This window comes from Marivibrio sp., assembly GCF_040218065.1.
In the GTDB taxonomy this organism is placed as follows: domain Bacteria; phylum Pseudomonadota; class Alphaproteobacteria; order UBA8366; family Aestuariispiraceae; genus Marivibrio.
Genome location: NZ_JAVJQE010000015.1, coordinates 221,138 through 244,522, shown reverse-complemented (window position 1 = coordinate 244,522; position 23,385 = coordinate 221,138). Strand labels below are relative to the sequence as shown.

Sequence of the window (23,385 nt, the reverse complement as noted above, 5' to 3'; positions counted from 1 at the left end):
CTATCCGCGCCCCGCGACCGTGCGCGCCAACCCCTCGTCGGTCGAAATCGGCGGCCGCCAGCCGTCCATTTCGCCGTCGACGCTCAGACTCTGGGTCAGACGCTCCACCTCGGGATAGCGACGCGTCAAGATTCCGGCCGCCTTCAGCGTCCAAATCGGGGCCGGGAACAGCCGCGCCGGCCGCCCCATGGCCCGCGCCAGCCGGCGAATGAGCTCCGGCGTCGAAAGATCTTCCGCGTCCTTGGGGTGGAAGGTGTCCGGACGGCACGTCAGCGCGTGGCGCACGGCGTCGGCGAGATTTTCGACGTAGATCAGGCTGCGTTCATTGTCGATCGAGGCCAGCGGCAGCGGCGTTCCGCGCGCGACCAGACGCATCAGACGGGCGAAGTTCCCCGTCACCCCCGGCCCGTACACCAGCGGGGGCCGCAGCACGACCGCGTCCATGTCGGGTCCTTTGAGATCGCGCAGCGCCAACTCCGCTTCGATCTTGCTGACCGCGTAGGGGTCCTCCGGCATCGGCTCGGCGTAGGGATCGAGCTTCCAGCCGCGATCGCCCATCACCTTGATGCTGCTCATCAGCACGAGCCGGCGTACGCCCGCCGCGCGCGCCTGGGTCGCCAGGGCCGCGGCGCCGTACAGATTGACCTCGCGAAAGGCCGCCGCCGGATCGGGGCTGCGATCGTCCATGACGTGAACGCGGGCCGCCAGATGCACCACCGCCTTGGCCCCGTCGAGGACCTGCGACCAGTCGGTGCCGCGATGGATCTCGCCGACCTCCGCCCGGCCGACCGGACGCACCCGATAGCCGGCCGCCTCGAGCGCGGCGACGGTGAAGCGGCCCACGAAGCCGGTCGCGCCGGTCACCACGACAGGCCCGTCGCCGACCGGGCGGCCGGCGCCGTCGTGATTGGGCTCGGGGCGGGGACCCCCGCCCCCGGTCAGGCGCGCGTCATCCATACCAGCAACAGTCCCACGATCCCGGCCGCGGCGCCAAGCGCCGGCCAAGGGTGCAGCGTCGCAGCCAGAGCGGCCGCGACCAGGCCGGCGTTCGCGAGGGCGACCGCGCGCGCCACGGCCGCATGGTCGCCCCGGGCGGCCGCGGCGCGCTGGTAGAAATGGCTGCGATGCGCTTCCCACACCCGCTCGCCCTTGAGCAGGCGGCGCAACAGCGTGATCCCGGCGTCCGCCAGGTAATAGAGCGGCAGGATCACGGCCGAGGCCCAGAAGCCGGCGCCGGCCAGCGTCAACAATAGACCGCCGAGCAGAAAGCCCAGCGGCACGCTGCCGACGTCGCCCAGGAAGATTTTCGCAGGTCGCCAGTTCCACAGCAGGAAGGCCGCGCCGGCGGCGCCCAGCGCCGCCCCGGGGCCGAGCCACACCCACGCGCCCGAGAGCGCGCCGATCGCCGCCAGCCCGAGGCCGATCGCCGCCGTCTCCACCCCGGCGATCCCGTCGATGCCGTCCATGAAATTGAAGAAATTGACGAAACCGATCCAAACAAGCGCCGCCAGGCTCAGATCCAGCCAAGCGGGGAGCAGGCCTTGGAACGCCGGGCCGGCGGCCGCGATCGCCGGCAAGGCCGCCAGCACCGCGATCGCCTGCGCGCCCAATCGCACCGCAGCCGGCAGCGGGCGCACATCATCGCGAAAAGAGATCGCCGCGAGCATCAACGCCGCCGCCAGCCAAACCGCGGGCAGGGCGGGCGGGGCCGGGCCGAAGGCCGCGGCCGCCGTCATCGCCGACAGAACCGCGAGCGCCGATCCGACCACCGCGATTCCGCCCCCGCGCGGGGTCGGCGCCGTATGGCTGGAGCGCGCGTTCGGATGATCGATCACCTGGCGACGCAGCAGGATCGTCCGCACGACGCCGGTCAGCGCCGCGCTGCCGAGCGCCGCGGCGAGGGCGGCGAGCCCCGCCTGAGCCAAGACGACGCCGGAGGCGGCGACCTCAGGAAGCGGCACGGATCTGGTCTCCGCGCACCCGAACCGGGACCTCGCGCCCCAGAAGGCGCATCAGCACGACGACCCGTTTACGACCGTCGGCGGCCTGGAACAGCCCGTCCGCTTCGGCCAGCGGTCCGTCGGCGATCGCCACCCGATCGCCGGGCTTGTAGCGCGCCGCGGCGTCGCCCGCATCCAGTTCGACCAGCCCGTCGGCGCCTTCGCGGGCGCGGACGCCCTCGATCACGCCGTCGGGCAGCGGGGAGGGGCGCGGCCCGAAGGAAACCAGCCCGATCGCCCCGATAGTGCCGTTGATCGAACGCCAGGCCTGGCGGGTGACGTCCAGCTCGACGAACAGATAGCCGGGGAACAACGGAACGGGGACGGTGATCCAGCGTCCCCCGCCAGCCTTACGGCGGCTTTTCAGCCGCGGCAGGTAGGCGCGATAGCCCTGGCGCAGCAGATTGGCCTCGGCCGTCCGCTCCTGACCCGGCTTCGCTTGGACGACGTACCAGCGTCTCATTCCGAACGCGCCTCCCGGCCCGACGGGAGCGGCGCCGGCGAGGCGGCCGGGCGCGGGTTCGGATTGACGTGCAGCAAGGCGGGCGCGAAGACCCGCTCCGCCCCGTAGCGCGCGACAAGCCGGTCATAGACCTGCTGGGCGCGTTTAATGTCGGTCACCAGCAAGGCGTCGTGCTTCGGCAGGCCGGCGGCGTCGGGCGCCACCTGGACGCCGGCGAAATGGCGCGGGCGCACGCTCGGCTCGACGATGCCGACGACGCTCACCTTCGCGTCGCTCTGGCACAGGATGGCGATTTCGGCCAGTTCGCTGAGGCCGGCCAGGGCGATCGTGCGATAGCCGCGGGCCTGGGCCTGCGCCATCGTCTCCGCGCATTGCGCGCGCGCGCGCCGGTAAAAGGTGAAGGAGCCGGAGAGATATTCCCCCGTCAGCCGCGCCTTCTCGGCGAAGCCGTGCGGCGTCAGGTAGTACGCGTAGCGGTTCGGCGGGATCTGGTTGACCTTGATCAGCCCCTTGCGCACGCACCGCTTGAGATAGGAGTTGGCCAGACCGAGCGCGATGCCGAGCTCGTTGGCGAGCGTGCGCTGCGTCAGCGGCTCGCCGCGCTCGACCGCATTGAGCAGACCGAGCGTAATCGCGGTCTCCGAATCAACCGTCTCGTCCATCTTGCCGCGATCGTCCACGCCGAAGCCCCCTCGCCGGCCGAACTCCCGGTCCAGCCCTGCTGTTCACGGCGCGAACATAGTCCGTTCACAAAATGAACGTCAACCCTTGCGAGGGCGTCTCAGGGGCGCGCGGGCGCGTCGGTCGGGTCGCTCGGGTCGGCGTCGTCCGACGCCAGAACCTCGTGCAGGAAGGTCGTGAGATCCTCGGTCACATGATGGATGTAGGGGGCCGGGGCGCCCTCGTCGGCCGCATCCGCGTCCGCGACGCCGACGCCCGGCTTGGACCAGGCGTGTTCGGTGCGCACCCACACGGTGCGCATGCCCATGGCGTGCGGCGTCTCGAGATTCTGGGCGATGTCCTCGACCATGACGGCGGTCTCCGGCGCGACCGCGAAGCGCTCCACCATCGTGCGGTAGGGGGCGGGCTTCGGCTTGGGCGTGTAGTCGGCGGCGTGGATGTCGAAGATCTCGGCGAAGTGACGCTCGACGCCCAGCCGATCGATCACCGACTGCGCGTGCGCGACCGTGCCGTTGGTGAAGATCACCTTGCGCCCGGGCAGCCGGTCGAGCGCGTCGGCGAGCCGCAGATCGGGCTCGATCGGCGAATAGTCGATGTCGTGCACATAGGCCAGAAAATCGTGCGGATCGACGTCATGCCGCGCCATCAGGCCGCTCAGAGTCGTGCCGTAGTCCCGAAAATAGCGTTTCTGGATCACACGCGCCTCGTCGTGATCGACCGACAGCGCCTCGGCGATGAAGCGTCCCATGCGCTGGTCGACCTGATCGAACAGATTGCAGCGCGCCGGGTAGAGGGTGTTGTCGAGATCGAAGATCCAGGTCTGCGCCTGCGCCAACAGTCGCGGGTGATTGAGGTCGGACCCCGCGCCGGAGCCGGGCGCAGGGTCGGAGGCGGGGGTCTTCGGAGTGGTCATGAGCCGTCGGCCTGTCGTTTCGAGGGCGAAGCGACGGGGCTCGCCCGCAGCGCTTCGCCTGATTCGCGGCGCCAGATGTGCGTCGCCTGATGCGCGGCGCCTGAGTCGCGCCGCCTGAGTCGCGCCGCCTGAGCCGCGCCGCCTGAGTCGCGCCGTATGGTGCGCGCGGCGACGGGCGCCGGCGCGCTCTCGCGCTGCGGGGAGATTCACGCTATTGTCAGCGACCGGGCGGCGCAAGCGTCGCCGGCGCGTTTACCAGTTGGTAAGGCCCGTAGCCGATAGTGACGTCTGACGCGGGGAGACGGACGACGCGTTCGATCGCCTCGCGGCGCCTGGAACGCGGGCGCCCGGGAAAACTGCGTGAGCGGCGATGACAAAGGTCAAGCAGACCGCCGGAGGCGGAGACGACGACCGGGACGACGCGGCGAGCGGCGCCTTCGATGAGGCGCTGGCGCTGATGCGTCGTCTGTTCGCGCACCATCCGGGCCCGGCCGTGCTGTTCGATCGCGCCGCCGTCGGGCATGGTCTGAACACCGCCGGCGAGCGCCTAGCGGATCAGCTGGGCGGCGACGGCGGCGTCACCATGATGCCGCAGCTGGTGCAGCTGGCGGTCAAGGCCCGAATCGCCGGCAAGGGCATGGCGCGCGAGGTGCCGATGCCGGGCGGGCGCGCACGGCTTGAGGCGACCGTCCTGCCCCAGGCCGACGGCACGCTCTTGATGCTCGGCCGCGACGCCACGCTGGACGCCAGCATCCGCACGGCGCTCGCTGAATCCCGCACGCGCTTCAAGGATCTGGTCGATCTGGCCGCCGATTTCGCCTGGGAGACGGACGAAAGCGGCGCGCTCACCTTCGTATCGGCGCAGGGCGCGCTCGGCTACCCGGCGGAAACGTTGATCGGCCGCGATCCAAGCGATCTGCTGGTCGATCCGGACAGCGCCCCGACGCCGCTTCCCTTCGCCGCCGCAGAGCCGGCGCGCAATGTGGAGCTTTGGATGCGCGCGGCCGACGCAGAGAGCCGCTGTCTGTTGGTTTCGGCCGCCCCGGTGCGCGCGGCGGACGGCCGACGCACCGGCGCGCGCGGCATCGCCATCGACGTCACCCAGGAACGCCGCCAGCAGACCGAGCTGGCCCAGCTGAAGACCCGCGAGCAGTTGGTGCAGTACATCCTAGACGCGCTGCGCGGCGAGGTCGAGCCGGCCGACATGCTTCATGCGGCCGCCGCCGCGCTCGCCCGCGCGGCGTCGGTGGGGGCCTGCGCGCTCACCATCCTCGAAGGGGAAGGCCAGATGCTGGAGGCCCATTTCGGGGTCCCGCCGGACGCGGCCGCGATCGACGCCGTCAGCCGCCGTCTGCTTCGCGAGGCGGGGCTGGCGGAAGGCTCCACCGAGGATCGGCGCTGGCTGGGCGTCGCCGCCCGCCACGGCGGCGAGATGGTCGGCGCGATCACGCTGTGGCGCGACGCCGACGCCGGCCCGTGGAGCGAGGACGACCGCCGCCTCTTGGAGGCGGTCGAGCGGCATTTCGGCATCGCGTTCCGCCAGATTCTGGATCAGCTGCAGCTCGAAAGGCTCTCCCGCACGGACGAGCTGACCGGGCTGATGAATAGGCGGGCCTTCTTCGAGGACATGCGCCGCAGCCTGCAGCGCTGCAGCCGGCGCGGGGAAAGCGGCGCGCTGCTCTATATCGACCTGGACAACTTCAAGCCGATCAACGACACGCTCGGTCACGAGGCCGGCGACCGACTGCTGCGCCAGCTGGGCGAGCGGCTGCGCGGGGCGACGCGCGGCTACGACCTGACCGCGCGGCTCGGCGGGGACGAGTTCGCGGTTTGGCTGGAGGGCGCCGACCGCGCCATCGCCGAACGGCGCGCCCGCGAAATGCAGCGCGAGATCGCCGATCTGGCCGAGCCGCCCGCCGCCGGCGCCGATCCGCTGGGCGCGTCGGTCGGAATCGCCATGCTGGAGGCGGGTCGCGACGGCGCCGGGCAGCCGATCGAACAGCCGGACGTCGGGGATCTGCTGGCGGCGGCCGACGCCGCCATGTACGGCGCCAAACGCGCCGGCAAGGGCGGCGTGCGGTTCGCCGACCAGGGCGCGAGCGCGGCGGAGGACGAAGGGTGAGCGCGCAGGACTCGACCATGCCGGCGAACCGTCCGGCGCCGCACGTCTTGCCGGAGCGCTTGAGCTACGAGCAGACGCGCGAGCTGGCGCGCAACGAGGATCCGAGCGTGCGCGCGGCGCTCGCCCGGCATCCGGACGCGCGGCCTGAAATCCTGTATTTCCTCGCCGAGGACGCCGAGCCTGAGGTGCGCCGCGCCGTCGCGCGGAACGAGCGCACCCCGCGCCAGGCCGATCTGGTCCTGACGAAGGACGACGAGGCGTCGATCCGAACCGATCTCGCGGCCAAGGTCGCGCGCCTCACGCCGGATCTGGAGGAGGATCAGCGCTCCACCCTCTACCGCTTGACGGTGCAGGCGCTGGAGGTGCTGGCCGAAGATCAGCTGGTCCAGGTCCGCCGCATCCTGGCCGACGCGCTCAAGGACGTGGCGCATGCGCCCGCCAACGTGATCCTGATGCTCGCCAACGACAAGGAGCTCTCGGTCTCCGAGCCGGTGTTGCAGTTCTCGCCCGTGCTGAGCGACGAGGACCTGCTCTCCATCATTCGCAGCGGGCCGATCCAGGGCGCGCTCGCCGCGATCTCCCGGCGCTCGGGCGTGGCCGCTTCGCTGTCGGCGGCGATCGTCGACAGCGGCGACGAGTCGGCGATCGCCTCCTTGCTGGCCAATCCGTCGGCCCAGATCCGCGAGGAGACCCTGGACGTCATCCTCGAACAGGCGCCGGGGGTCGAGAGCTGGCACGAGCCGCTGGTCGTCCGTCCGAAGCTGACGCCGAAGGCCGCGCGACGGATCGCCAGCTTCGTCGCGATGCATCTGCTCGACCGGTTGCAGCGGCGCATCGATCTCGACGACGACACGCTGGTCGCGGTGACGGAGGCGGTGGAGACCCGGATCGAAAAGGAGAGCAAGGCGCTCTCCGATCCCGATTGGGCCGAGAAGGACGACGTGGGCGATCAGGTCGCGCGGCTCGCGAAGGCCGGCAAACTGGACTCCAAGGCGATCGAAAAGGCGCTGGGCAAAGGGGAGCGGCGCTTCGTCGTGGTCGCGATCGCCCAGCTCGCGAAGCTGCCCAGCGACGTGGTGGGCGAAATCGTCGCCCGCCGCGCGGGCAAGGCGATCGTGGCGGTCACCTGGAAGGCCGGCCTGCGCCCGCATCTGGCCAAGCAGCTGCAAAGCCAGCTGGCCGGCCTGTCGCCGGACGCGATGATCCGGATGGACGGTGACCGCTGGCCGATGACGCCGGACGACATGGAGTGGCAGATCGAATTCTTTCAGGAGCGGCCGAAGCGCTGACGGCGTCGGGAGACCCTTCCCGCGACCCGGCGGCGCTGCTAGGCTTTCGCCCATGAGCACCTCGCCTTCAGATCCGAGCGACCTGCGCGGCGCGATCGACGCCGGGCGGCGCCATCACGACATGGGCGGGCTTGACGCCGGCCCGGTCGATCGCAGCCAGCACGCGCTTGCGCCCTGGGAGCACAAGACGGATGCGATCCTGCGGCTGCTGGCGGACCCCAAGCGCGGACCCGTCATGCGCATCGACGAATTGCGCCGCGGGATCGAGGAGATGGGGCCGGGCGTCTATGACGAGCTCAGCTACTACGAGCGCTGGATCGGCTCGATCGCCAACATCCTGATGGAGAAGGGCGTGCTGGAGGCCGAGGCGCTGGGCGCGAAGATCGAGGCCGTCCAGGCCCGCCACGCCGCCGCGCCGCCGCGGCGCGAGGGGGCCGGCGGGGGCGGAAACCTGTGAGCGCGCCCGCCTATCCGCCCGGCGCGCGGGTGCGCGTCGTCGAGCGCTTTCCGCCGGGCCACATCCGCACGCCGCACTATTGCCGCGGCCGTGTGGGACGGGTGGAGCGGTTGTGCGGCCGCTTTCCCAATCCGGAGAAGCTGGCCTACGGCCGCGGGACCGACGACGTGCGCGCCCTCTACCGCGTGCGGTTCCGCCAGCGCGAGCTGTGGCCGGACTACGCCGGACCGGCGGAGGATACGGTCGAGATCGAGATCTACGAGCATTGGCTGGAGGACGCCTCATGAGTCCGCATGACGGGCCGCATGATCACGGCTCAGAGGAGCACGGACCCCATCCCAACCAACCGGATCTGGAGGACGCGCCGCTCGGCTACTATCCCGCGATGGCGGAGGCGATCGCCGAATTGCTGGTGGAGAAAGGCGTCTTCACGGCCGACGATCTGCGCGCGACGATCGACGCCATGGCCAGCCGCACGCCCGCGCTGGGCGGCACGCTGGTCGCGCGCGCCTGGGTCGATCCGGCCTTCAAGCGCCGTCTGATCGCCGACAGCAAGCCGGCCGCCGCGGAACTTGGGATCGACACCGGCCCTGCGCCGATCCTGGTGATGGAGAATACGGACGCCCTGCATAACGTCGTCGTCTGCACGCTGTGCTCCTGCTACCCGGTCTTTCTGCTCGGCAAGTCGCCCGACTGGTACAAGTCGCGCAATTACCGCAGCCGCGTCGTACGGAACCCGCGCGCCGTGCTGGCCGAGTTCGGCACGATCGTCGAGGAGGGCCGCGAGGTGCGCGTCCACGATTCGACGGCCGACATGCGCTACATGGTGCTGCCGCGCCGCCCGACCGGAACCGACGGCTGGTCGGAGGAAGACCTGGCCGAGATCGTCACCCGCGACTGCCTCGTCGGCGTGACGGAGCCGCGGGTCTGAGCCGCAAGTCTGAGCCGCAAGTCTGAGCCGGGGATCTGGGCCGCCGCGTCCCGCTGCCGGCGCGGCGCGCGGCGACGCTAAACCCCCCAGCGTCCCGCCAGCCGCTGCATCGTCTCGAAGGCGAGACGCCGGGCGACGTCCTCGGGCGTCGGCGCCTTGTCCGCGCGCGGCTGGAAGCCCGAGCCGGTCGCCACCCATTCCCGCCGCGCGCCGGTTCGCGCCGGCGCTTCGCCGCGGCTCAGGAAGGTGATCACCAGCTCGCCCGTGCGCACGTCCTTCACCTGCACCCGGAAGGCCGCGCCCAGATCGGCCTCCGGATCGCGGACCATCAGGATCTCGGCGATCAGGTCGGCGTAGTTGATCAGGGCGTCGGTCTCCACCAGCTGCGCGTCCGGCCGGTAGGTCAGCCCCTCGTCGTTGCGCATCTCGGACTGGGTGAGGCGCATCACCGTCGCGCGGTCGATGATCCGCGCGCCATTGGCTTGAATCGGCGTGACATAGGCGCTCTCGAAGGCCATGTCGGCGCGCTCGGTCTCGAAGCCCGCGCGGGCGCTCTCCGGGGTCAGCACCTCGACCTGGGCCGTCTCGTTGCCCTGGATCAGCGCGTTGTTCTCCGTGTCGAACAGCGTGCCCGTTATCCGGCCCTGCTCGGAGGCGACCGCCCGCGTGAGCGCGGTCCACTGGCTCAACCGATCGCTGAAGGCGCGGTTCCAGAAGACGGCGATGCGCGGCGCGCCCTCCGCCTCATAGGCGGCGGAGAACGCGGCCCCGACCGCGCCTTCGTCGAGCGCCCCCTCGGCCGGCCCTTGGGGCGGGGCGGTCAGCACCTGCGGCTGACCGTCGCGGTACAGCGACGGGTCGCTCACGTCGGTCGACTGCGCCGCCGCAGGCCCCGCGAGGAGCGCGAGCGCGGCGAGCGCCGTCAGGCCGGCCACAGCCGGCGCGACGACGCCGAAGCGCCGGACCCTCACTGCCCCTCCCGGATCTCGACCAAATAGGTCGCCACCTGATCGGTCGCGATCGATTTGGCCGAATAGGTCCCGATCGAGCGCGCCGGCAGCATCACCCGCGTCCACGCGGTCGGCTGTTCGGCCGGGGCCTGGGAGGCGGTCAGGAAATTGGTGCGGCCTTCGACGTGCAGCGGGAAATCGGTGCAGTTCACAAGCCGGGCCCAGACCTCGACCGTTCCGGTCGGCGTGCGGCCGGCGTTGCTGGCCTGGACGATCACCTTCTGGATGATCGCCTGATCGGTGACGTTGACGGTGTTCAGCGGCATCGGGGAGACCGAGCCCGGAACCGGCGGCACCAGGACCTCGCCCTCCGGCGCGTTGGCGAAGGACTGCTTGTAGGCCTCCATGTCGCAGACCGGGCGCGGTTCGATCTTCGGCTGCGCGCAGGCGGCGAGCAGCGCGAGCGCGCCGCCGGCGGCGGCGAGGCGCGCGGCGTTACTGATAGACCACATCGTCCTGCGCCCCCTTGCGGAACTCGTAGAAATTCGACCAGACGATCAGGCCGTTCTCCAGGTCGATCATCTCGAAATTGATCAGATTGTAGCGGTCGATCACCCCGTCGGAGCGTCGCGCTTCGGTCGAGCTGATGCGCCCGGTCAAGCGGTAATCCGCCCCCGCTTGCGCCTGGGTCAGACCGGTCGTGCCGACGTCGGTGACGCCCTCGCGCTTAAGTTGGCGTTCTTTCTCGACCATCTCGGCGGCCTCGCGGCTGACGAACAGCATGCGGCCGTTCGCCGCGCGCAAGAGCCCGCTGCGCAGCCGGTCGACGATGGTGTTGAGGTTGAGGCGCTGCGCCGACTGATTCTGAAAATACTGCGAATCCAGGATCACGCGCGGGGAGGGCTGACGGTTCGCCAACTGCGGATTCGACATCATGTCGCGCATCATCACGTCGGTCATCGAGACGATGTCCTGCGCCTCGATGCCGACGCCCTGGACGAGGCCGGGCGAATTGACGTCCTGATAGGCGGTGGGCGTGCCCGACGCGTTCTCAACCTGCGCCGTGGTCTGACAGGCGCCCGCCGCGACAAGCAGCAGCCCCGCCGCCGCGAGCCGGCCTGTCAGCCGACGCGCGCTGCGCGTTTCGATCATGAATACTCCCCTCTCGACAGAATCCCAGGATGGTCGGGTCGACGCGCTCGGGCGGCGGCCGCCGGCTGGATCGTAGCCCAGCCCGTCGCGAATTTCGCGGAAAAAAAGTCCGCCGACGACCGCGCGACGTATCTCCTTGCAATCGGTGACGCGACGCAAGGGCGAAAGACGGTGCGAGAGGCGGTGATCGGCGCGGCCCTGCTGTTTTTCCTGCTGGGCGGATTGTTCCTGGCCGGGCCGGAGGAGCGCGCGATGATGCGCGCGCACCCCTGCTGGGATCAGCCGTGCAACTGGTGAACGCCCCGCCGACGAAAAGACCGAGCTAGGGATCGAGGGCGGCGCGCACCGAGACCTCGACCGTCGCGCGCGCCTCCGGCGATCCGCCGTAGGTGACGCCGCGTTCGGCGCAGGCCTCCAGGAAGGCGCGGCGCGCGTCGAACGAGGCGACCCCGAAGGTCCCGTCGAGCGAGCGGGTCGCCGTCAAGTCCGGCGCAAGGCGCAGGGTGCAGCGGGGCGAGGCCTCGCGGATCGTCACGCTGCGCGGCCGCTCGCCGCGCCGCGCCGTCCAGTTGTCGAAGCCGTGCAGGCCGTCTTCGATCTCCGTCAGCGTCACCGCCGCGCCGGCCGCGCTCAGATCGCGCATGAAGGTTCGGCAAAAGTCGATCGGCGTCCAATCGTCGGCGGTTCCATGCAGAATCGTAATCGGCGTCTCGGCCGGAATCTCGCCGCGGAAATTGCAGTAGGGATAGAACAGCACCGCGGCGGCCAGCGCCGGCGGCTCGAAGCCGGCCAGCCGCTGCACGGGATCGAAGGCGGCCAGCAGACCCGCCGTGCCGCCTTTCGACCATCCCATCACGCGCACCGATCCGGGGGCGACGTCCGGGTGGCTCTCCAACAAGCGAACCGCATTCAGAATGTCGAGCGCCATCTGCTGTTCGGTCACGCGCACTTGCGCGTGCAGCGTGTTGATCACCTCGCGCGGACTGAAATGGTCGAGCGTCAGGGTCGCATAGCCCCACCCCTGGAGCGTCCGCGCCCACCCCCGATGCAGCGCGCCGACGCCGGCGGAGCCGTGCGAGAGCACAACGGCCGCGCCGTTGTGGGGGTCGGGGATCGTCAGATCGCCCTCGACCGCAATCGGCGGGGCGGCGCCGTCCGTCGTGAAATCATAGGCGTCGACGCTTTCGAACCAGACGGTCCCGCTCTCCGCGCCGCTCAACCGTTCGGACAGCGGACCCGGCTCATAGGCGCAGCCCGCGAGGACGAGAAGGACGACGGCGGCGATGCGGGCGGCCCGGTTCATATCGACCCCTCTTTCGGCGCGCGGGTGCGGGCGCGGGCGGGCGGGCGCGGCGGCGACGCTTTACTCCTCGAGCGTCACCGCCGTGCCGTTGGCGACGACCATCAGCATCGAATTGGTCTCGCCCAGCACCTCATAGTCGAGGTCGACGGCGACGATCGCGTTGGCGCCCATCGCCTCCGCCTTCTCGCGCATGGTCTCGATCGCCATCTCCTTGGCGTCGGCCAGCACCTTTTCATAAGAACCGGAGCGTCCGCCGACGATGTCGCGGATGCCGGCGAAGAAATCGCGAAAGACGTTCGCGCCCAGGATCGCCTCGCCGCTGACGATGCCCTTGTACTCCAGGATCTGGCGGCCCTCGACGCCGTCGGTGGTGGTGATCAGCATGTCTGCCCCTCGGAACTGGTCGTGATGGCTGTGGCGGGCTGCGCCCGGCCCGGTTACTGTGACCCGACCCGGCGCGAAAGGCCAGCCGGAGCTGGACCCGAGGAGGCGGAAAATGAGCGAAACGGGCGCCCCGCCGCCGGATCCCGTCCGCGCCGACCGCAAGGCGGTGCTGGGCTGGTGCCTGTACGACTGGGCCAATTCCGCCTTCCCGACGCTGATCGCCACCTTCGTCTTCGCCGCCTACTTCACCCAAGGGATCGCCCCCTCGAAGGAGGAGGGGACGGCGCTGTGGGGCACGATGACCGGCCTCTCGGCCTTGGCGATCGCGCTGATGGCGCCGGTGCTGGGCGCGATCGCGGATTTCGGGCGCCGCCGCAAGCCGTGGCTCGGCTTCTTCACCGCGCTGACGGCGCTCGCCACCGCGCTGCTCTGGTTCGCGGAGCCGTCGGAGGCCTGGATCCTCTACGCGCTGGTCTTCGCCGGGCTGGGGACGATCGGCTTCGAGCTCGGCATGGTCTTCTACAACGCCATGCTGCCGGCGATCGCGCCGAAGGCGATGCTGGGGCGCGTCTCCGGTTGGGGCTGGGGGCTCGGCTATATCGGCGGGCTCGCCGCGCTGGGGGTCAGCTTCGTCGGCTTCGTCGGCGCGGACGACCCGTGGTTCGGCGTCTCGACCGAGAATGCGGAGAACATCCGCGCCGTGCCCGTCGTCGCCGCGGTCTGGATCGCCGTCTTCTGCCTGCCGATCTTCCTGCTGACGCCCGACGCGCCGCCGAAGGACGCGCTGCCGCTCCGCCAGGCGGCGCGCGCCGGCCTCAAGGCCGTCTGGGGGACCCTCAAGCGGGTGCGCGAATATCGAACCATCGCGCGCTTTCTGCTCGCGCGCATGCTCTACACGGACGGCCTCAACACGCTCTTCGCCTTCGGGGGCATCTACGCCGCCGGGACCTTCGGCATGGCGCAGCAGGAGGTGCTGATCTTCGGCGCCAGCCTGAACGTCACGGCGGGGATCGGCGCCCTGATCTTCGCCTTCCTGGACGACCGATGGGGGCCGAAGCCGGTGATCATGATCTCGGTCGGGACGATCACCGTGCTGGGCGCGGCGATGCTGTTCGTCGAGGACAAGGCGGTTTTCTGGGCGCTGGGCCTGGGCCTGGGGGCCTTTCTCGGCCCGGCGCAGGCCGCCAGCCGGTCGCTGATGGCGGATCTGGCCCCGCCCGACTTGCGGGCGGAGTTCTTCGGCCTCTACGCCCTCTCCGGCAAGGCGACGGCCTTTCTCGGGCCGTTGCTCGTCGGCTGGGTCACGGCGCTGGCGGCCAGCCAGCGGGTCGGCATGGCGACGATCCTGATCTTCCTGGTCGCCGGCCTGGTCCTGATGCGGCCGCTGAAGGCGGGAATGAAAGGGCGGGGGCGAGCCCCCGCGCTCGGCCGAGGGGGCGGTTAAGAAAACCCCCTCTCCCGCGGGGAGAGGGGGTTCGGGTGAGGGGCCGCGCCAGGCGGTCGGGCGTTACGCCGCCTTCAGCTGACCCTCGCGGACCAGCTTGTCGGTGACCGTATCGACCGCCTTCTTGGTGCGGGCCACGATCTCGTCGACGTCGTCCTCCTTCACGATCAGCGGCGGGGCGAAGCCCAGGATGTCGCCGTGCGGCATCGCCCGGCTGATCAGCCCTTCAGAGACGCAGGCCGCCGCCAGCTGCGCGCCGACCTTCATCGACGGGTCGAAGCGGGTCTTGGAGGCCGGATCGGCGACGAATTCGATCGCCGCCAGCAGGCCTTCGCCGCGCACCTCGCCGACCATCGGATGGCCCTCGAAGCTCTCCTTCAGCTTCTTTTGGAAGTAAGCGCCGGCGGTCTTGGAATTCTCCACCAACCCCTCGCGCTCGATGATCTCCAGATTGGCGAGCGCCGCGGCCGCGCCGCAGGGGTGCGCCGAATAGGTCAGGCCGTGGGCGAAGGGCCCGTACTTGTCCGATCCCTGCTCCAGCACGCGCCAGACGCGCTCCCCGACGATCGAGCCGGAGAGCGGCTGGTAGGCGCTGGTCAGCCCCTTCGCCACCGTCATCAGATCCGGCTTCATGTCGTAATGCAGCGCGCCGAACTCCGAGCCGAGCCGCCCGAAGCCGCACACCACCTCGTCCGAGATCAGCAGCACGTCGTGCTTGTCCAGGACCTTCTGGATCTCCTCCCAATAGCCCTCCGGCGGCGGCGTGATGCCGCCGGTGCCCAGCACCGGCTCGCCGATGAAGGCGCCGACCGTCTCCGGCCCCTCCGCCTCGATCATGGCGTCGAGGTCGGCGGCGCATTTCTTCGAGAACTCGCGCTCGCTCATGCCCGGCTCGGCCTGCCAGTAATGATGCGGCGTGGTGGTGTGCAGCACCTGGGGGACCGGCAGATTGAAGGCGGTGTGGAAGATCTCGAGGCCGGTCAGGCTGCCGGAGAAGACCGTGCCGCCGTGATAGCCGCGCTTGCGCGCGATGATCTTCGTCTTCTCGGGCAGGCCGCGGACGTTGTTGTAGTACCAGACGATCTTGACGTTGGTCTCGTTCGCGTCCGAGCCGCCGAGGCCGTAGAAGATCTTCGACATGCTCTGCGGCGTCTTGCGCAGAATCTTGTCGGAGAGACGGATCGTCGGCTCGTTCGAATGGCCGGCGTAGGCGTGGTAGTAGGCGAGCTTTTTCGCCTGCTCGTAGATCGCCTCGGCGATCTCGGTCCGCCCGTAACCCACATTGACGCAATAGAGCCCGGCGAAGCCGTCGATCAGCTCGTTCCCCTTCGTGTCCCGGATGCGGACGCCCTGGCCGCCGTCGACGATGCGCGGGCCGCCCAGGTCGCCGGCGGCGAACTGCTTCAGCTGGGTGAAGGGGTGGAGGACCGACTGCCGGTCCATCTCCTCAAGCGACAGATTGTGGGTCGCATCCGCCATTTTTTCGCTCCTTATTGTTCACGCCGCCGCACGGGCCGCTTCGCGTCGGGCCTCAGTCGGCGACGCCGCCGAAGCAGACGTATTTGATTTCGCTGTATTCGTCGAGGCCGTGACGCGAGCCCTCGCGCCCCAAGCCGCTTTCCTTCACCCCGCCGAAGGGCACCGGCGGGCCGGTCATCTTGGGCGTGTTGACCGCCACCATGCCGTAATCCAACGCCTCCGAGAGGCGGTGCGAGCGGTTGAGGCCCTCGGTATAAAGGTAGGCCGCCAAGCCGTAGTCGGTGTCGTTGGCGAGCTCGATCGCCTCCTCCTCGGTCTCGAAGGCCATGACGGGCGCGACCGGGCCGAAGGTCTCCTCCTTCCAGATCGCCATGTCGCGGGTCAGATCCGCGATCACGGTCGGCTGGAAGAACAGCGCGCCGGCCTCGTGCCGGCCGCCGCCGGTCAGGATGCGCCCGCCCTTGGACTTGGCGTCCTGGACGTGAGCGACGCATTTCTCGACCGCGCCGGCGTTCATCAGCGGACCCAGCTCGACCCCTTTCTCGAAGCCGGAGCCGACCTTCATCGCGCCGATGGCCTCGGCGAACTTCTTGCAGAATTTCTCGTAGAGACCCTTCTGGACCAGGATCCGGTTGACCGCCAGGCAGTCCTGCCCGGTCGTCGCCATCTTGGCCTTGACGGCGCCGTCGACCGCCTTGTCGAGGTCGGCGTCGTCGAACACGAGGAAAGGCGCGTGCCCGCCCAGCTCCATCGACACCTTCTTGACGGTGCGGGCCGCCTGCTCGGTCAGGATCTTGCCGACCTTGGTGGACCCGGTGAAGCTGATCGCGCGCACCGATTTCGCGTCCATCAAGGCGCCGGCGATCGGCTCCGGATCGCCGGTGACGATCTGGAAGACGCCGGCGGGGACGCCCGCCTCCTCGGCGAGCTTGGCCAGCGCCGTGGCGCTGAAGGGCGTCTCGTCGGCCGGACGCACGATCATCGGGCAGCCGGCGGCGAGCGCGGCCGCGGCCTTGCGGGTGATCATGGCGCTGGGGAAATTCCACGGCGTGATCGCCGCCGTGACCCCGATCGGCGCGCGCGTCACCTGCAGGCGCGAGCCGGTGACGTGGGTCGGGATCATCTCGCCGTACTGGCGTTTGCCCTCTTCGGCGAACCAATGGAGAAAGCTGCGCGCGTAATCGATCTCGCCCTTCGCCTCGTCCAGCGGCTTGCCCTGCTCGAGCACCATGATGGCGGCCAGATCGGCCTTGTGCTCAGCCATCAGATCGCCCCAGGCGTTCAGAACGTCGCCGCGCTCCCAGGCGGTCATGCGCCGCCAGGAGGGGAAGGCCCGTTCCGCCGCCTCGATCGCCTGTTCGGTCTCGCGCGCGCCCATATTGGGGATGGAGCCGAGCGGCCGGTCGGTCGCCGCGTCGATCACGGTGCGCCGACGGCCGTCCAGGGCCTCGACCCACCGGCCGTCGATATAGGCGTCCTGCACGAAGAGCGATGGGTCCTCGACCCGCTTCAGCACGTCCTCCGCCAGGGTCCGGCCGGTCGCGCCGGCAGTCTTGCGATCGCCGCTCATGGAAACCTCCTCGAAAGTTCGAAATCCGGGTGACGGGCGTTAGGCCCTCCGCCTGACCATGTCGGCCGGGGGGCGCAGTCTTCAACCCGTCCGTCTGCACCCCGCCTGTCCCAAACGGCCGGCACTGTGGGGGAAAGCGCGCCGAAAGTGGCGCCGAAGTCCGGCCGCGCCGCAGCAAGTTCCACGGCCGCCCGGCGCCCTGCGCAGAAGAAATCACCGCAGCCTTTCGGGCGCCGCAAGGCCCGGGCGCGCGGCGGCGGATTGACGGCTCGCAGGGGCGGCGCGCGGCGCCCGCCTCAACGCGGCGCCGCGCGCGGGTTCGTCTGCGCTCTGCGCGCCGTCCTCGCGGCCCGCGCGCTCGGCGAGGCAAGCCCTTCATCCGCGCTTGACAGCGCGCGTCGATCTCAACATATTCCGCGCGCTTCCCGCCGGGCCCACGGCCTGCGGAGGCCGCGACGGGGCTGTAGCTCAGTTGGGAGAGCGTCGCGTTCGCAATGCGAAGGTCAGGGGTTCGAATCCCCTCAGCTCCACCATGAAAACCCCCGGGGACGACCCGGGGGTTTTTCTTTGGCGAACGGGGCCGGGCCGAAGGGGGCTGGTCCGAAGGGGGCTGGGCGAGCCGAAGCGGCTGCGCTACCGTCGCGGCGACGGGAGGACGGTCATGACGATTTTCACACAACGCGTTCGGACCGCCGCGGCGGCCTGCGCCCTGCTTGTCGCCGCCGCCCCGGCGGCCTCGGCGGAGGACGGGCGCTCGAACTCCTCGGCGCTGCACGAGGTCTCTGTCGGCCTGCTGGATCACGACACCGACGGCTTATGGAGCAATTTCAATCGGGAAGAGGGCGTCGACGTGAACGCCGAGCTATTGTTCGCGCCCCTGGCCGAGGTGATCGGCGGACGGCTGCATCCGGCGCTGGGGCTCTCGATCAACAGTTCGGGCGACACCTCCAAAGCCTATGCGGGCGTACGCTATCGCTACGAGACGGTGGGCGGGCCGTTCTTCGGCCTCGGCTTCGGCGCGGCCGTGCATGACGGCGAGACCGAGGCGGTCGCCGCGGACAAGAAGGCGCTCGGCTCGCGGGTTCTGTTCCACAATGTCGCCGAAGCCGGCTGGCGCTTCACAGAGCGCTACGCCGCCTCGATCTATTTCGACCACGTCTCCAACGCCTCGCTGGCGGACGAGAACGAGGGGTTGGACACGCTGGGCCTGCGTCTCGGCTACCGGTTCTAATCCGGGTCCCCGTCTGCGGCGCCGGCGGGCGGTCGGGAGGCGGCTAATCCGCGGGCGACAAGCTCGCGATGGAGGGCGGCGCTCCTCCCCTCGGCGGCCCGCGCGACGGCCATGTCGCGCGACTGGATGTGCGCGCCCCACCACCCGCGCAGAAACTGCTGCAGGCGTCGCCGGGTCGCGGATCCGGGATCGGCGCGCCAGGCGCGGACAAGAGCCTCCGCCTCGGCCTCCAGCGCGCGGTGCTCGGCCTCGTGCGGCGCCCGATCCGGCAGGTCCAGCGCGTCCATGATCGCCTCTTCCCGGCGGAAATGGCGGCGGGTGAAGGCGACCATCTCGTCCAGGATTTCGCCTGTCCGGTCCGGCCCCAGGCCGGTGTGCGACGATCGGTTTATCAGGGCGAAGAGCTCTTGGTGGTCCTTGTCGATGTCGTCGACGCCGACCCGCAGCGCGTCGTCCCAGATCAAAACGTCCTCATTGTCCTCAAGCGGCGCGGCGAACCAGAAGTCGCTGCCTTCGCCGGGCCTGCTGCGATAGTCGATCCATCCGCCCAGCCGCTCGATGATGTTCTTCGAGACCGCCAGCCCCACGCCGACCCCGCCGCCGGCGAGTTCGGGGCGCCGCACGCCGCGCCCGAACAGCGCGAAGACCTGCGAGCGCACGCCCGGCGCGATGCCGATCCCGGTGTCTGAGACCCGCACGGTCACGTAGCCGGCGCCCGGCGGGTCGGCGGCGACCACGATGCGCCCGCCGTCGACATTGTAGCGCAGGGCGTTCGACAGGAGGTTGGAGAGCACCTGGCCCAGTCGATCGCGGTCGGTCTTCACCCGATAGGTCGGGCCGCCGCTCAGACGATTCTCGATGGTGATGCGGCGTTTCTCGCAGGCGTCCTGAAGCAAGGCGATGCGGTCCGCGACCAGCGCGTTGAGGTCGACCGTCTCGATTCTGACGTCCATCTGGTTCGATTCGATCCGCGCGACGTCGAGCACGTCGTCGATCAGCCGCAGCAGGGACCCGCCGCCCTTGATGATGTTCCCCGCGATCTCCTGCTGTTTCGGGGCGAGCGCGCCGTAGACCCCCATCTGCAACATCTGCGAATAGCCGAGGATGGCGTTGAGCGGGGTGCGGAGCTCATGGCTCATCGAGGCGAGAAACGCCGACTTCGCCTCGTTGGCGCGCTCGGCCGCCTCCTGGGCTCGACGGATTTCGCTGACGTCGAGACCGGTCGAGATGAAATGCTCGCCGAAGGAGACGCTGGTCATCTTCAGGTACTGGTCGAGATCCGGAAAGTAGGTTTCCCAGGAGACGGGGTTTCGATCCTCGAAAATCTGGACGACGATCGGCATGAAGAGCTCGACCGCCGCGGGCGAGAAGATCTCGTCGGCGGTCTTGCCGACGACGTCGGCGCGGACCAGGCCCCACGACCGCTCGGCCGCCGGGTTGAGATCGACCAGCCGCCAGGTGACGATGCGCGCGTCCTTGCCCCGGACGACGCGCCACACATGCACCTCGCCCGTCATGTTGTCGAAGAGGGTGCGGTACTTGACGTCCTCGTGCGACGGAGACTGCATCGGGTCGCTCGCCGTCGCGCCGATCCGGCGCTCGGCCGCTTCCAACCGTTCGGCGAGCTCCTCGCGCGATAAATTGGAGTAGTTCGTCACCGCCGTCCCCCTTAACCCTGCGGAGAGACGGTACCTTAGTATTACATCCTTGCTAACCGGTTAATTGCGCGCGAGGCGCGCGACGCGACGCGCCTACAGCCACTGCGCCGCCGCGCCGGCGATCAGGATGTAGCGGGCGGCCTTCCCGATCGTGACGTAGATCAGGAAGGGGACGATCGGCACGCGCAGCAGGCCGGCGACGAAGGTCAGCGGATCGCCCAGGAACGGCGTCCAGGCCAGCAGCAGCGAGGGCCGGCCCCAGCGGTTGAAGACGCGGCTCGCCTGATCGAGGTTTTTCTCCTTGATCGGAAACCAGCGCTTGTCCTTCCAATGCTCGAGCCAGCGGCCGAGCACCCAATTGACGACCGAGCCCAGCACGTTCCCGATCGTCGCCACCGTCACCAGCAGGACGAGATCGGCGCCGTCGAGGCTGGAGAAGCCGGCCAGCACCGCCTCCGAGACCACCGGCAGGATGGTCGCGGCCAGGAAGCTCGCCCCGAACATGACGGCGAGGTCCCAGAGATCGATCGCGACGACGGGATCAAGCGCAAGGAAGGACAAGGACGCTCAGCCCTCAGGCCGCAGCAAGAGGCGCGGCGGCGGGTCGGCGATCGAGCGGACGGTCCACTGGTAGAGCGGCGGCGCGCCCGGCGTCACGCTCTCGGCGTTGTGGTCCAGCACCTCGCCCTGAACCCAGACGCGCAAGGTTCCCCGGCTTTGGAAGCCGCGGCGAATCAACTCCTCGCGGTGCTGTTCGGGCAGGCTGTCGCCGAACAGTTCGATCAGCCCCATCTCGTTGATGCGCACGCCGAGGAAGGCGCCGTTGCGGCGCGGGAAGCTGAACTGTCGGCTTTTCTTCAGATCGGCGCTGCGCTCGTAGCGCACGCTGTAGCGCGCGTCGCCTTCGTACTCGACACGGCTGAAGGCGCTGTCGCGCTTCAGGTCGCGCTCGTAGATCCCGACATAGTCGGCCAGCCGCTCGCCCTGCAGTTCGCCCGTGCCGATGCGCTGCAGGAATTGCAGCTGCGTCAGATCGCCCTCATAGACGAACGCGTAGCGCCCGTCGGCGGCGAGCTGCATGTCGGCGCGGAAATCGTCCGGCAGATAGCAGCCGGCGAGAAGCGCAAGCGCGACGAGCGGTGCGGCGAGGCGGCGGAAGCGGCTCATGATCCGATCCTACAAAGCCTCTCGCCCGGGCGAAAGCGCGAACGCTGCGCCGCGCGGCGTCCGCTCACTCCGGAACGTAATGCGGCGCCAGCAGGGCCGCCATCAGGTCCTCCCCCTCGCCCGGGGCCAGGCCCCCTTCGCGGGTCGCGGCCTCGACCCACAATCCGTCGAGGGCGAGCGCGGCCGTCTGGGCGAGGGCGGCCGCCGTCTGGCGATCGCCTTCCAGCGCGACCAGCGCCGCGCGCAGGTTCGACTCTTGCCGACAGCGTTGGGCGCGTCGGATGCGCGCGAAGGCGAAGCGATAGGGGGTGAGCGCCGTGAACTGCGTCCAGGCGGCCGCGCGCACCGGCGTCAGCACCGCGGGCGTCAGATGCGCCTCCACCGCGGCGATCAGGCGCAGTCTCGGCGGAACCGCGGCGCCGGGCGCGACGACGAGCGCCCTTGCGTAGGCCGCGGCCGCCGGTTTGCGCGTGGCCTTGTAGGCGGCGGCGAGCAGATCCTCCTTGTCGGCGAAATAATGATGGACCAGGCCGGGCGAGAGGTCGGCCGTCTCGGCGATCCGCGCGGTGGTCGCCGCCTGCACGCCGATCCGCGCGACGCTCTCGACCGCCGCCTCCACAAGCTCGGCCCGGCGGAGGTCGTCCAACGCGGCGCGCCCCATCGACGGTCTCCTTCAGAAAATTGATTGGGCGACCATACAATAGATTGGTTGGGCGTTCAATTTACGCTGCGGCCCGCGCCGGCGGGTCAGCGCGCCGGCGCGCTCGGATCGAAGACGGGGGCGCTCGGCGCCGCACGGGTGCGGGCGTCGATCACCAGGGCGGCGGTCAGATCGCCGGCGACGTTCGCCACCGTCCGGCACATGTCGAGCAGACGATCGACGCCGATCACCAGCGCGATGCCGGCCGCCGGCACGCCGACGCTCTCCAGGATGGTGGCCAGCACGACGATGCCGACGCCGGGCGCGCCCGGACTGCCGATCGCCGCGCCGACCGCCATCACCAGCACGACGCCGAGCTCGGCCAGCCCCAGATCGACGCCGAAGATCTGGGCCAGGAACAGGGTCGCGATCGCCTGGTAGAGCGCCGTGCCGCCCATATTGACGGTCGCGCCCAGCGGCACGACGAAGCGCGAGACGCTATCGCGCACGCGGAAGCCCTGCTCGGCCGTCTTGAGCGAGACCGGCATGACGGCGGCCGACGAACTGGTCGAGAAGGCGAGCAGCAGCGCCTCGCGCGCCGTGCGCAAAAATCGCGTCGGCCCCCAGCCGCCGATCCGCCAGGCGAGCGCCAGATAGACCGCCATCAACAACGCGAGGCCCAGCAACACGCAGCCGACATAGACCGCCAGCCCCGCCGCCGCCTGCAAGCCCAGATCGACGGCGAGCCTGGCCATCAGCCCGAAGACCGCGATCGGCGCGAAGCGCATCACCACCTGCACCACCACCATGGTGACCGCCTGCAACGCCGCCATGAGGTCGAGTAGCGGCGCGGCCGTCTTGCGCTCGACCCTGAGCAGCGCGAGGCCCAGGATCGCGGCCACGATCACCACCTGCAACGTATCCCCTTCGGCCAGCGCGCGGTGCGGGTTGCTGGGCAGCAGCGAGACGATGCGCTCGGTCAAGGGCGGCGCGGCCTCGTTGGCCGCCCGCGCGGCCTCGGCCGCCGATTGCGCGCTCGCCGCCGCCTCCGCGCCCGCCGCGGCGGTCAGCGCCGCCCCGTCGATCAACGCGCCCGGCGCGACGACCCAGCCGATCAGAAAGCCGATCAGACAGGCGATCACGGTGGTGGCGAGGAAGAATCCCATCGTCTCCCCGCCGATGCGCCCCAGGCTCTCCCCCCGATCGCCGGCCGCGATCCCGCGCACGACGGAGGCGAGCACCAGCGGCACGACCACGAACCCCACCGCCCCCAGAAACAACTGCCCCGGCAGCGCGATCCAGCCGATGGCCGTGCGGCTGAACGCGGCCGTCACCAGCCCCGTATCGGGATCCAGCAACAGCCCCGTCCCGAAGCCGAGCGCCATCCCGATCAACACCTGCAGCCACAACCGCTCCCGCAACAACTTGCGCACCCCGCCCGACTGGCGCAGCAGGGAGCGGGGGAGGGGGTCTGTCGGATGCGGCGGAATGGTCATGGCTGCCGCAGTATAGCAACCCTTTACGCCCTATAGACAAGGACCGCCCCCTTGC

At 70.0% G+C, this 23,385-nt stretch carries 25 protein-coding genes and 1 tRNA gene; 9 read left to right on the top strand and 17 right to left on the bottom strand.

Annotated elements, in window-relative coordinates; all coding sequences use genetic code 11:
* From RIB45_RS17005 to RIB45_RS16985, 5 genes are all read right to left on the bottom strand, one after another.
* Positions 1 to 957: an NAD-dependent epimerase/dehydratase family protein gene (locus tag RIB45_RS17005; protein ID WP_350051730.1), complete on the bottom strand. Its 957-nt coding sequence runs from the start codon at positions 955 to 957 to the stop codon at positions 1 to 3.
* Positions 939 to 1,961 carry an MraY family glycosyltransferase gene (locus RIB45_RS17000; RefSeq protein ID WP_350051729.1) on the bottom strand — a complete coding sequence of 341 codons (1,023 nt, stop codon included), beginning with the start codon at positions 1,959 to 1,961 and terminating at the stop codon, positions 939 to 941. Before RIB45_RS17000 ends, RIB45_RS17005 begins: the two co-directional genes overlap by 19 nt.
* The gene (nusG, locus tag RIB45_RS16995) at positions 1,948 to 2,463 is read right to left on the bottom strand and encodes a transcription termination/antitermination protein NusG (protein WP_350051728.1); all 516 of its coding nucleotides are present in this window, start codon (positions 2,461 to 2,463) and stop codon (positions 1,948 to 1,950) included. The genes RIB45_RS17000 and nusG overlap by 14 nt, the downstream gene beginning before the upstream one ends.
* Positions 2,460 to 3,143: a winged helix-turn-helix transcriptional regulator gene (locus tag RIB45_RS16990; protein ID WP_350051726.1), complete on the bottom strand. Its 684-nt coding sequence runs from the start codon at positions 3,141 to 3,143 to the stop codon at positions 2,460 to 2,462. The genes nusG and RIB45_RS16990 overlap by 4 nt, the downstream gene beginning before the upstream one ends.
* A gap of 101 nt (positions 3,144 to 3,244) precedes the next feature.
* Positions 3,245 to 4,057 carry a pyrimidine 5'-nucleotidase gene (locus RIB45_RS16985; protein WP_350051725.1) on the bottom strand — a complete coding sequence of 271 codons (813 nt, stop codon included), beginning with the start codon at positions 4,055 to 4,057 and terminating at the stop codon, positions 3,245 to 3,247.
* Between the two features lie 370 nt (positions 4,058 to 4,427).
* Here RIB45_RS16985 and RIB45_RS16980 point away from each other — a divergent pair, with 370 nt between their 5' ends.
* From RIB45_RS16980 to RIB45_RS16960, 5 genes are read left to right on the top strand one after another with little or no spacing between them, the layout of a single operon-like run.
* The gene (locus tag RIB45_RS16980) at positions 4,428 to 6,179 is read left to right on the top strand and encodes a sensor domain-containing diguanylate cyclase (protein ID WP_350051724.1); all 1,752 of its coding nucleotides are present in this window, start codon (positions 4,428 to 4,430) and stop codon (positions 6,177 to 6,179) included.
* Entirely contained in the window at positions 6,176 to 7,468 is a 1,293-nt protein-coding gene (locus RIB45_RS16975) for a DUF2336 domain-containing protein (RefSeq protein ID WP_350051723.1), read from the top strand. Before RIB45_RS16980 ends, RIB45_RS16975 begins: the two co-directional genes overlap by 4 nt.
* Before the next feature lie 52 nt (positions 7,469 to 7,520).
* Positions 7,521 to 7,925 carry a hypothetical protein gene (locus RIB45_RS16970; RefSeq protein WP_350051721.1) on the top strand — a complete coding sequence of 135 codons (405 nt, stop codon included), beginning with the start codon at positions 7,521 to 7,523 and terminating at the stop codon, positions 7,923 to 7,925.
* The gene (locus RIB45_RS16965; RefSeq protein WP_350051720.1) at positions 7,922 to 8,212 is read left to right on the top strand and encodes an SH3-like domain-containing protein; all 291 of its coding nucleotides are present in this window, start codon (positions 7,922 to 7,924) and stop codon (positions 8,210 to 8,212) included. The genes RIB45_RS16970 and RIB45_RS16965 overlap by 4 nt, the downstream gene beginning before the upstream one ends.
* Entirely contained in the window at positions 8,209 to 8,856 is a 648-nt protein-coding gene (locus RIB45_RS16960; RefSeq protein WP_350051719.1) for a nitrile hydratase subunit alpha, read from the top strand. Before RIB45_RS16965 ends, RIB45_RS16960 begins: the two co-directional genes overlap by 4 nt.
* A 77-nt stretch (positions 8,857 to 8,933) precedes the next feature.
* On the opposite strand, the gene RIB45_RS16955 is transcribed toward RIB45_RS16960, so the two are convergent.
* The 3 genes from RIB45_RS16955 to RIB45_RS16945 are packed head-to-tail and all read right to left on the bottom strand — an operon-like array spanning position 8,934 to position 10,958.
* Positions 8,934 to 9,827 (bottom strand): hypothetical protein, encoded by an 894-nt coding sequence (locus RIB45_RS16955; protein ID WP_350051717.1) that lies wholly within the window; start codon positions 9,825 to 9,827, stop codon positions 8,934 to 8,936.
* Positions 9,824 to 10,318 (bottom strand): hypothetical protein, encoded by a 495-nt coding sequence (locus RIB45_RS16950; RefSeq protein WP_350051716.1) that lies wholly within the window; start codon positions 10,316 to 10,318, stop codon positions 9,824 to 9,826. The genes RIB45_RS16955 and RIB45_RS16950 overlap by 4 nt, the downstream gene beginning before the upstream one ends.
* Entirely contained in the window at positions 10,302 to 10,958 is a 657-nt protein-coding gene (locus RIB45_RS16945) for an LpoB-related protein (protein WP_350051715.1), read from the bottom strand. Before RIB45_RS16945 ends, RIB45_RS16950 begins: the two co-directional genes overlap by 17 nt.
* 171 nt (positions 10,959 to 11,129) lie before the next feature.
* On the opposite strand from RIB45_RS16945, the gene RIB45_RS16940 reads away from it, so the two are divergent.
* Positions 11,130 to 11,255, top strand: a complete 126-nt coding sequence (locus RIB45_RS16940) for a hypothetical protein (protein WP_350051714.1) — start codon at positions 11,130 to 11,132, stop codon at positions 11,253 to 11,255.
* A gap of 25 nt (positions 11,256 to 11,280) precedes the next feature.
* Here the strand turns inward: RIB45_RS16940 and RIB45_RS16935 are convergent, their stop codons facing one another.
* Positions 11,281 to 12,261, bottom strand: a complete 981-nt coding sequence (locus RIB45_RS16935; protein WP_350051713.1) for a dienelactone hydrolase family protein — start codon at positions 12,259 to 12,261, stop codon at positions 11,281 to 11,283.
* A 60-nt stretch (positions 12,262 to 12,321) separates the two neighbouring features.
* The gene (locus RIB45_RS16930; protein ID WP_350051712.1) at positions 12,322 to 12,645 is read right to left on the bottom strand and encodes a heavy metal-binding domain-containing protein; all 324 of its coding nucleotides are present in this window, start codon (positions 12,643 to 12,645) and stop codon (positions 12,322 to 12,324) included.
* A gap of 112 nt (positions 12,646 to 12,757) precedes the next feature.
* On the opposite strand from RIB45_RS16930, the gene RIB45_RS16925 reads away from it, so the two are divergent.
* A complete protein-coding gene (locus tag RIB45_RS16925) occupies positions 12,758 to 14,089 on the top strand; it encodes an MFS transporter (RefSeq protein WP_350051711.1) in 1,332 nt (443 codons plus the stop codon).
* Positions 14,090 to 14,152: 63 nt separating this feature from the next.
* Here RIB45_RS16925 and RIB45_RS16920 read toward each other — a convergent pair whose 3' ends face one another.
* The gene (locus tag RIB45_RS16920; protein ID WP_350051710.1) at positions 14,153 to 15,568 is read right to left on the bottom strand and encodes an aminotransferase; all 1,416 of its coding nucleotides are present in this window, start codon (positions 15,566 to 15,568) and stop codon (positions 14,153 to 14,155) included.
* Positions 15,569 to 15,620: 52 nt separating this feature from the next.
* Positions 15,621 to 17,138 (bottom strand): NAD-dependent succinate-semialdehyde dehydrogenase, encoded by a 1,518-nt coding sequence (locus RIB45_RS16915; protein ID WP_350051709.1) that lies wholly within the window; start codon positions 17,136 to 17,138, stop codon positions 15,621 to 15,623.
* 457 nt (positions 17,139 to 17,595) lie between these two features.
* Between RIB45_RS16915 and RIB45_RS16910 the strand changes: the two genes are divergently transcribed.
* A tRNA-Ala gene (locus tag RIB45_RS16910) sits at positions 17,596 to 17,671 on the top strand.
* Positions 17,672 to 17,799: 128 nt separating this feature from the next.
* Positions 17,800 to 18,369, top strand: coding sequence for an acyloxyacyl hydrolase (locus RIB45_RS16905; protein ID WP_350051708.1), 570 nt, complete (start codon positions 17,800 to 17,802; stop codon positions 18,367 to 18,369).
* On the opposite strand, the gene RIB45_RS16900 is transcribed toward RIB45_RS16905, so the two are convergent.
* The 5 genes from RIB45_RS16900 to RIB45_RS16880 form a co-directional block, all read right to left on the bottom strand.
* On the bottom strand, positions 18,366 to 20,027 hold the full coding sequence (locus RIB45_RS16900) for an ATP-binding protein (RefSeq protein ID WP_350051707.1): 1,662 nt from the start codon (positions 20,025 to 20,027) through the stop codon (positions 18,366 to 18,368). The two genes, RIB45_RS16905 and RIB45_RS16900, sit on opposite strands and share 4 nt — an antisense overlap.
* Before the next feature lie 93 nt (positions 20,028 to 20,120).
* Positions 20,121 to 20,588 carry a YqaA family protein gene (locus RIB45_RS16895; RefSeq protein ID WP_350051705.1) on the bottom strand — a complete coding sequence of 156 codons (468 nt, stop codon included), beginning with the start codon at positions 20,586 to 20,588 and terminating at the stop codon, positions 20,121 to 20,123.
* A gap of 6 nt (positions 20,589 to 20,594) precedes the next feature.
* The gene (locus RIB45_RS16890; RefSeq protein WP_350051704.1) at positions 20,595 to 21,194 is read right to left on the bottom strand and encodes a hypothetical protein; all 600 of its coding nucleotides are present in this window, start codon (positions 21,192 to 21,194) and stop codon (positions 20,595 to 20,597) included.
* A gap of 64 nt (positions 21,195 to 21,258) precedes the next feature.
* Positions 21,259 to 21,855 carry a TetR family transcriptional regulator gene (locus RIB45_RS16885; RefSeq protein ID WP_350051703.1) on the bottom strand — a complete coding sequence of 199 codons (597 nt, stop codon included), beginning with the start codon at positions 21,853 to 21,855 and terminating at the stop codon, positions 21,259 to 21,261.
* Between the two features lie 86 nt (positions 21,856 to 21,941).
* Complete coding sequence (locus tag RIB45_RS16880; protein WP_350051702.1) at positions 21,942 to 23,330, bottom strand: dicarboxylate/amino acid:cation symporter; 1,389 nt, start codon at positions 23,328 to 23,330, stop codon at positions 21,942 to 21,944.
* Positions 23,331 to 23,385 lie beyond the last annotated feature (55 nt).

What these genes read in the sequence shown, in the direction of transcription:
- RIB45_RS16905 (WP_350051708.1), top strand. Translation starts at nt 17,800, where the DNA reads ATGACGATTTTCACACAACGCGTTCGGACCGCCGCGGCGGCCTGCGCC.
- RIB45_RS16890 (WP_350051704.1), bottom strand. Translation starts at nt 21,194, where the DNA reads ATGAGCCGCTTCCGCCGCCTCGCCGCACCGCTCGTCGCGCTTGCGCTT.
- RIB45_RS16945 (WP_350051715.1), bottom strand. Translation starts at nt 10,958, where the DNA reads ATGATCGAAACGCGCAGCGCGCGTCGGCTGACAGGCCGGCTCGCGGCG.
- nusG (WP_350051728.1), bottom strand. Translation starts at nt 2,463, where the DNA reads ATGAGACGCTGGTACGTCGTCCAAGCGAAGCCGGGTCAGGAGCGGACG.
- RIB45_RS16915 (WP_350051709.1), bottom strand. Translation starts at nt 17,138, where the DNA reads ATGAGCGGCGATCGCAAGACTGCCGGCGCGACCGGCCGGACCCTGGCG.
- RIB45_RS16920 (WP_350051710.1), bottom strand. Translation starts at nt 15,568, where the DNA reads ATGGCGGATGCGACCCACAATCTGTCGCTTGAGGAGATGGACCGGCAG.
- RIB45_RS17005 (WP_350051730.1), bottom strand. Translation starts at nt 957, where the DNA reads ATGGATGACGCGCGCCTGACCGGGGGCGGGGGTCCCCGCCCCGAGCCC.
- RIB45_RS16880 (WP_350051702.1), bottom strand. Translation starts at nt 23,330, where the DNA reads ATGACCATTCCGCCGCATCCGACAGACCCCCTCCCCCGCTCCCTGCTG.
- RIB45_RS16980 (WP_350051724.1), top strand. Translation starts at nt 4,428, where the DNA reads ATGACAAAGGTCAAGCAGACCGCCGGAGGCGGAGACGACGACCGGGAC.
- RIB45_RS16985 (WP_350051725.1), bottom strand. Translation starts at nt 4,057, where the DNA reads ATGACCACTCCGAAGACCCCCGCCTCCGACCCTGCGCCCGGCTCCGGC.
- RIB45_RS16970 (WP_350051721.1), top strand. Translation starts at nt 7,521, where the DNA reads ATGAGCACCTCGCCTTCAGATCCGAGCGACCTGCGCGGCGCGATCGAC.
- RIB45_RS16930 (WP_350051712.1), bottom strand. Translation starts at nt 12,645, where the DNA reads ATGCTGATCACCACCACCGACGGCGTCGAGGGCCGCCAGATCCTGGAG.
- RIB45_RS16935 (WP_350051713.1), bottom strand. Translation starts at nt 12,261, where the DNA reads ATGAACCGGGCCGCCCGCATCGCCGCCGTCGTCCTTCTCGTCCTCGCG.
- RIB45_RS16925 (WP_350051711.1), top strand. Translation starts at nt 12,758, where the DNA reads ATGAGCGAAACGGGCGCCCCGCCGCCGGATCCCGTCCGCGCCGACCGC.
- RIB45_RS16960 (WP_350051719.1), top strand. Translation starts at nt 8,209, where the DNA reads ATGAGTCCGCATGACGGGCCGCATGATCACGGCTCAGAGGAGCACGGA.
- RIB45_RS16885 (WP_350051703.1), bottom strand. Translation starts at nt 21,855, where the DNA reads ATGGGGCGCGCCGCGTTGGACGACCTCCGCCGGGCCGAGCTTGTGGAG.
- RIB45_RS16950 (WP_350051716.1), bottom strand. Translation starts at nt 10,318, where the DNA reads ATGTGGTCTATCAGTAACGCCGCGCGCCTCGCCGCCGCCGGCGGCGCG.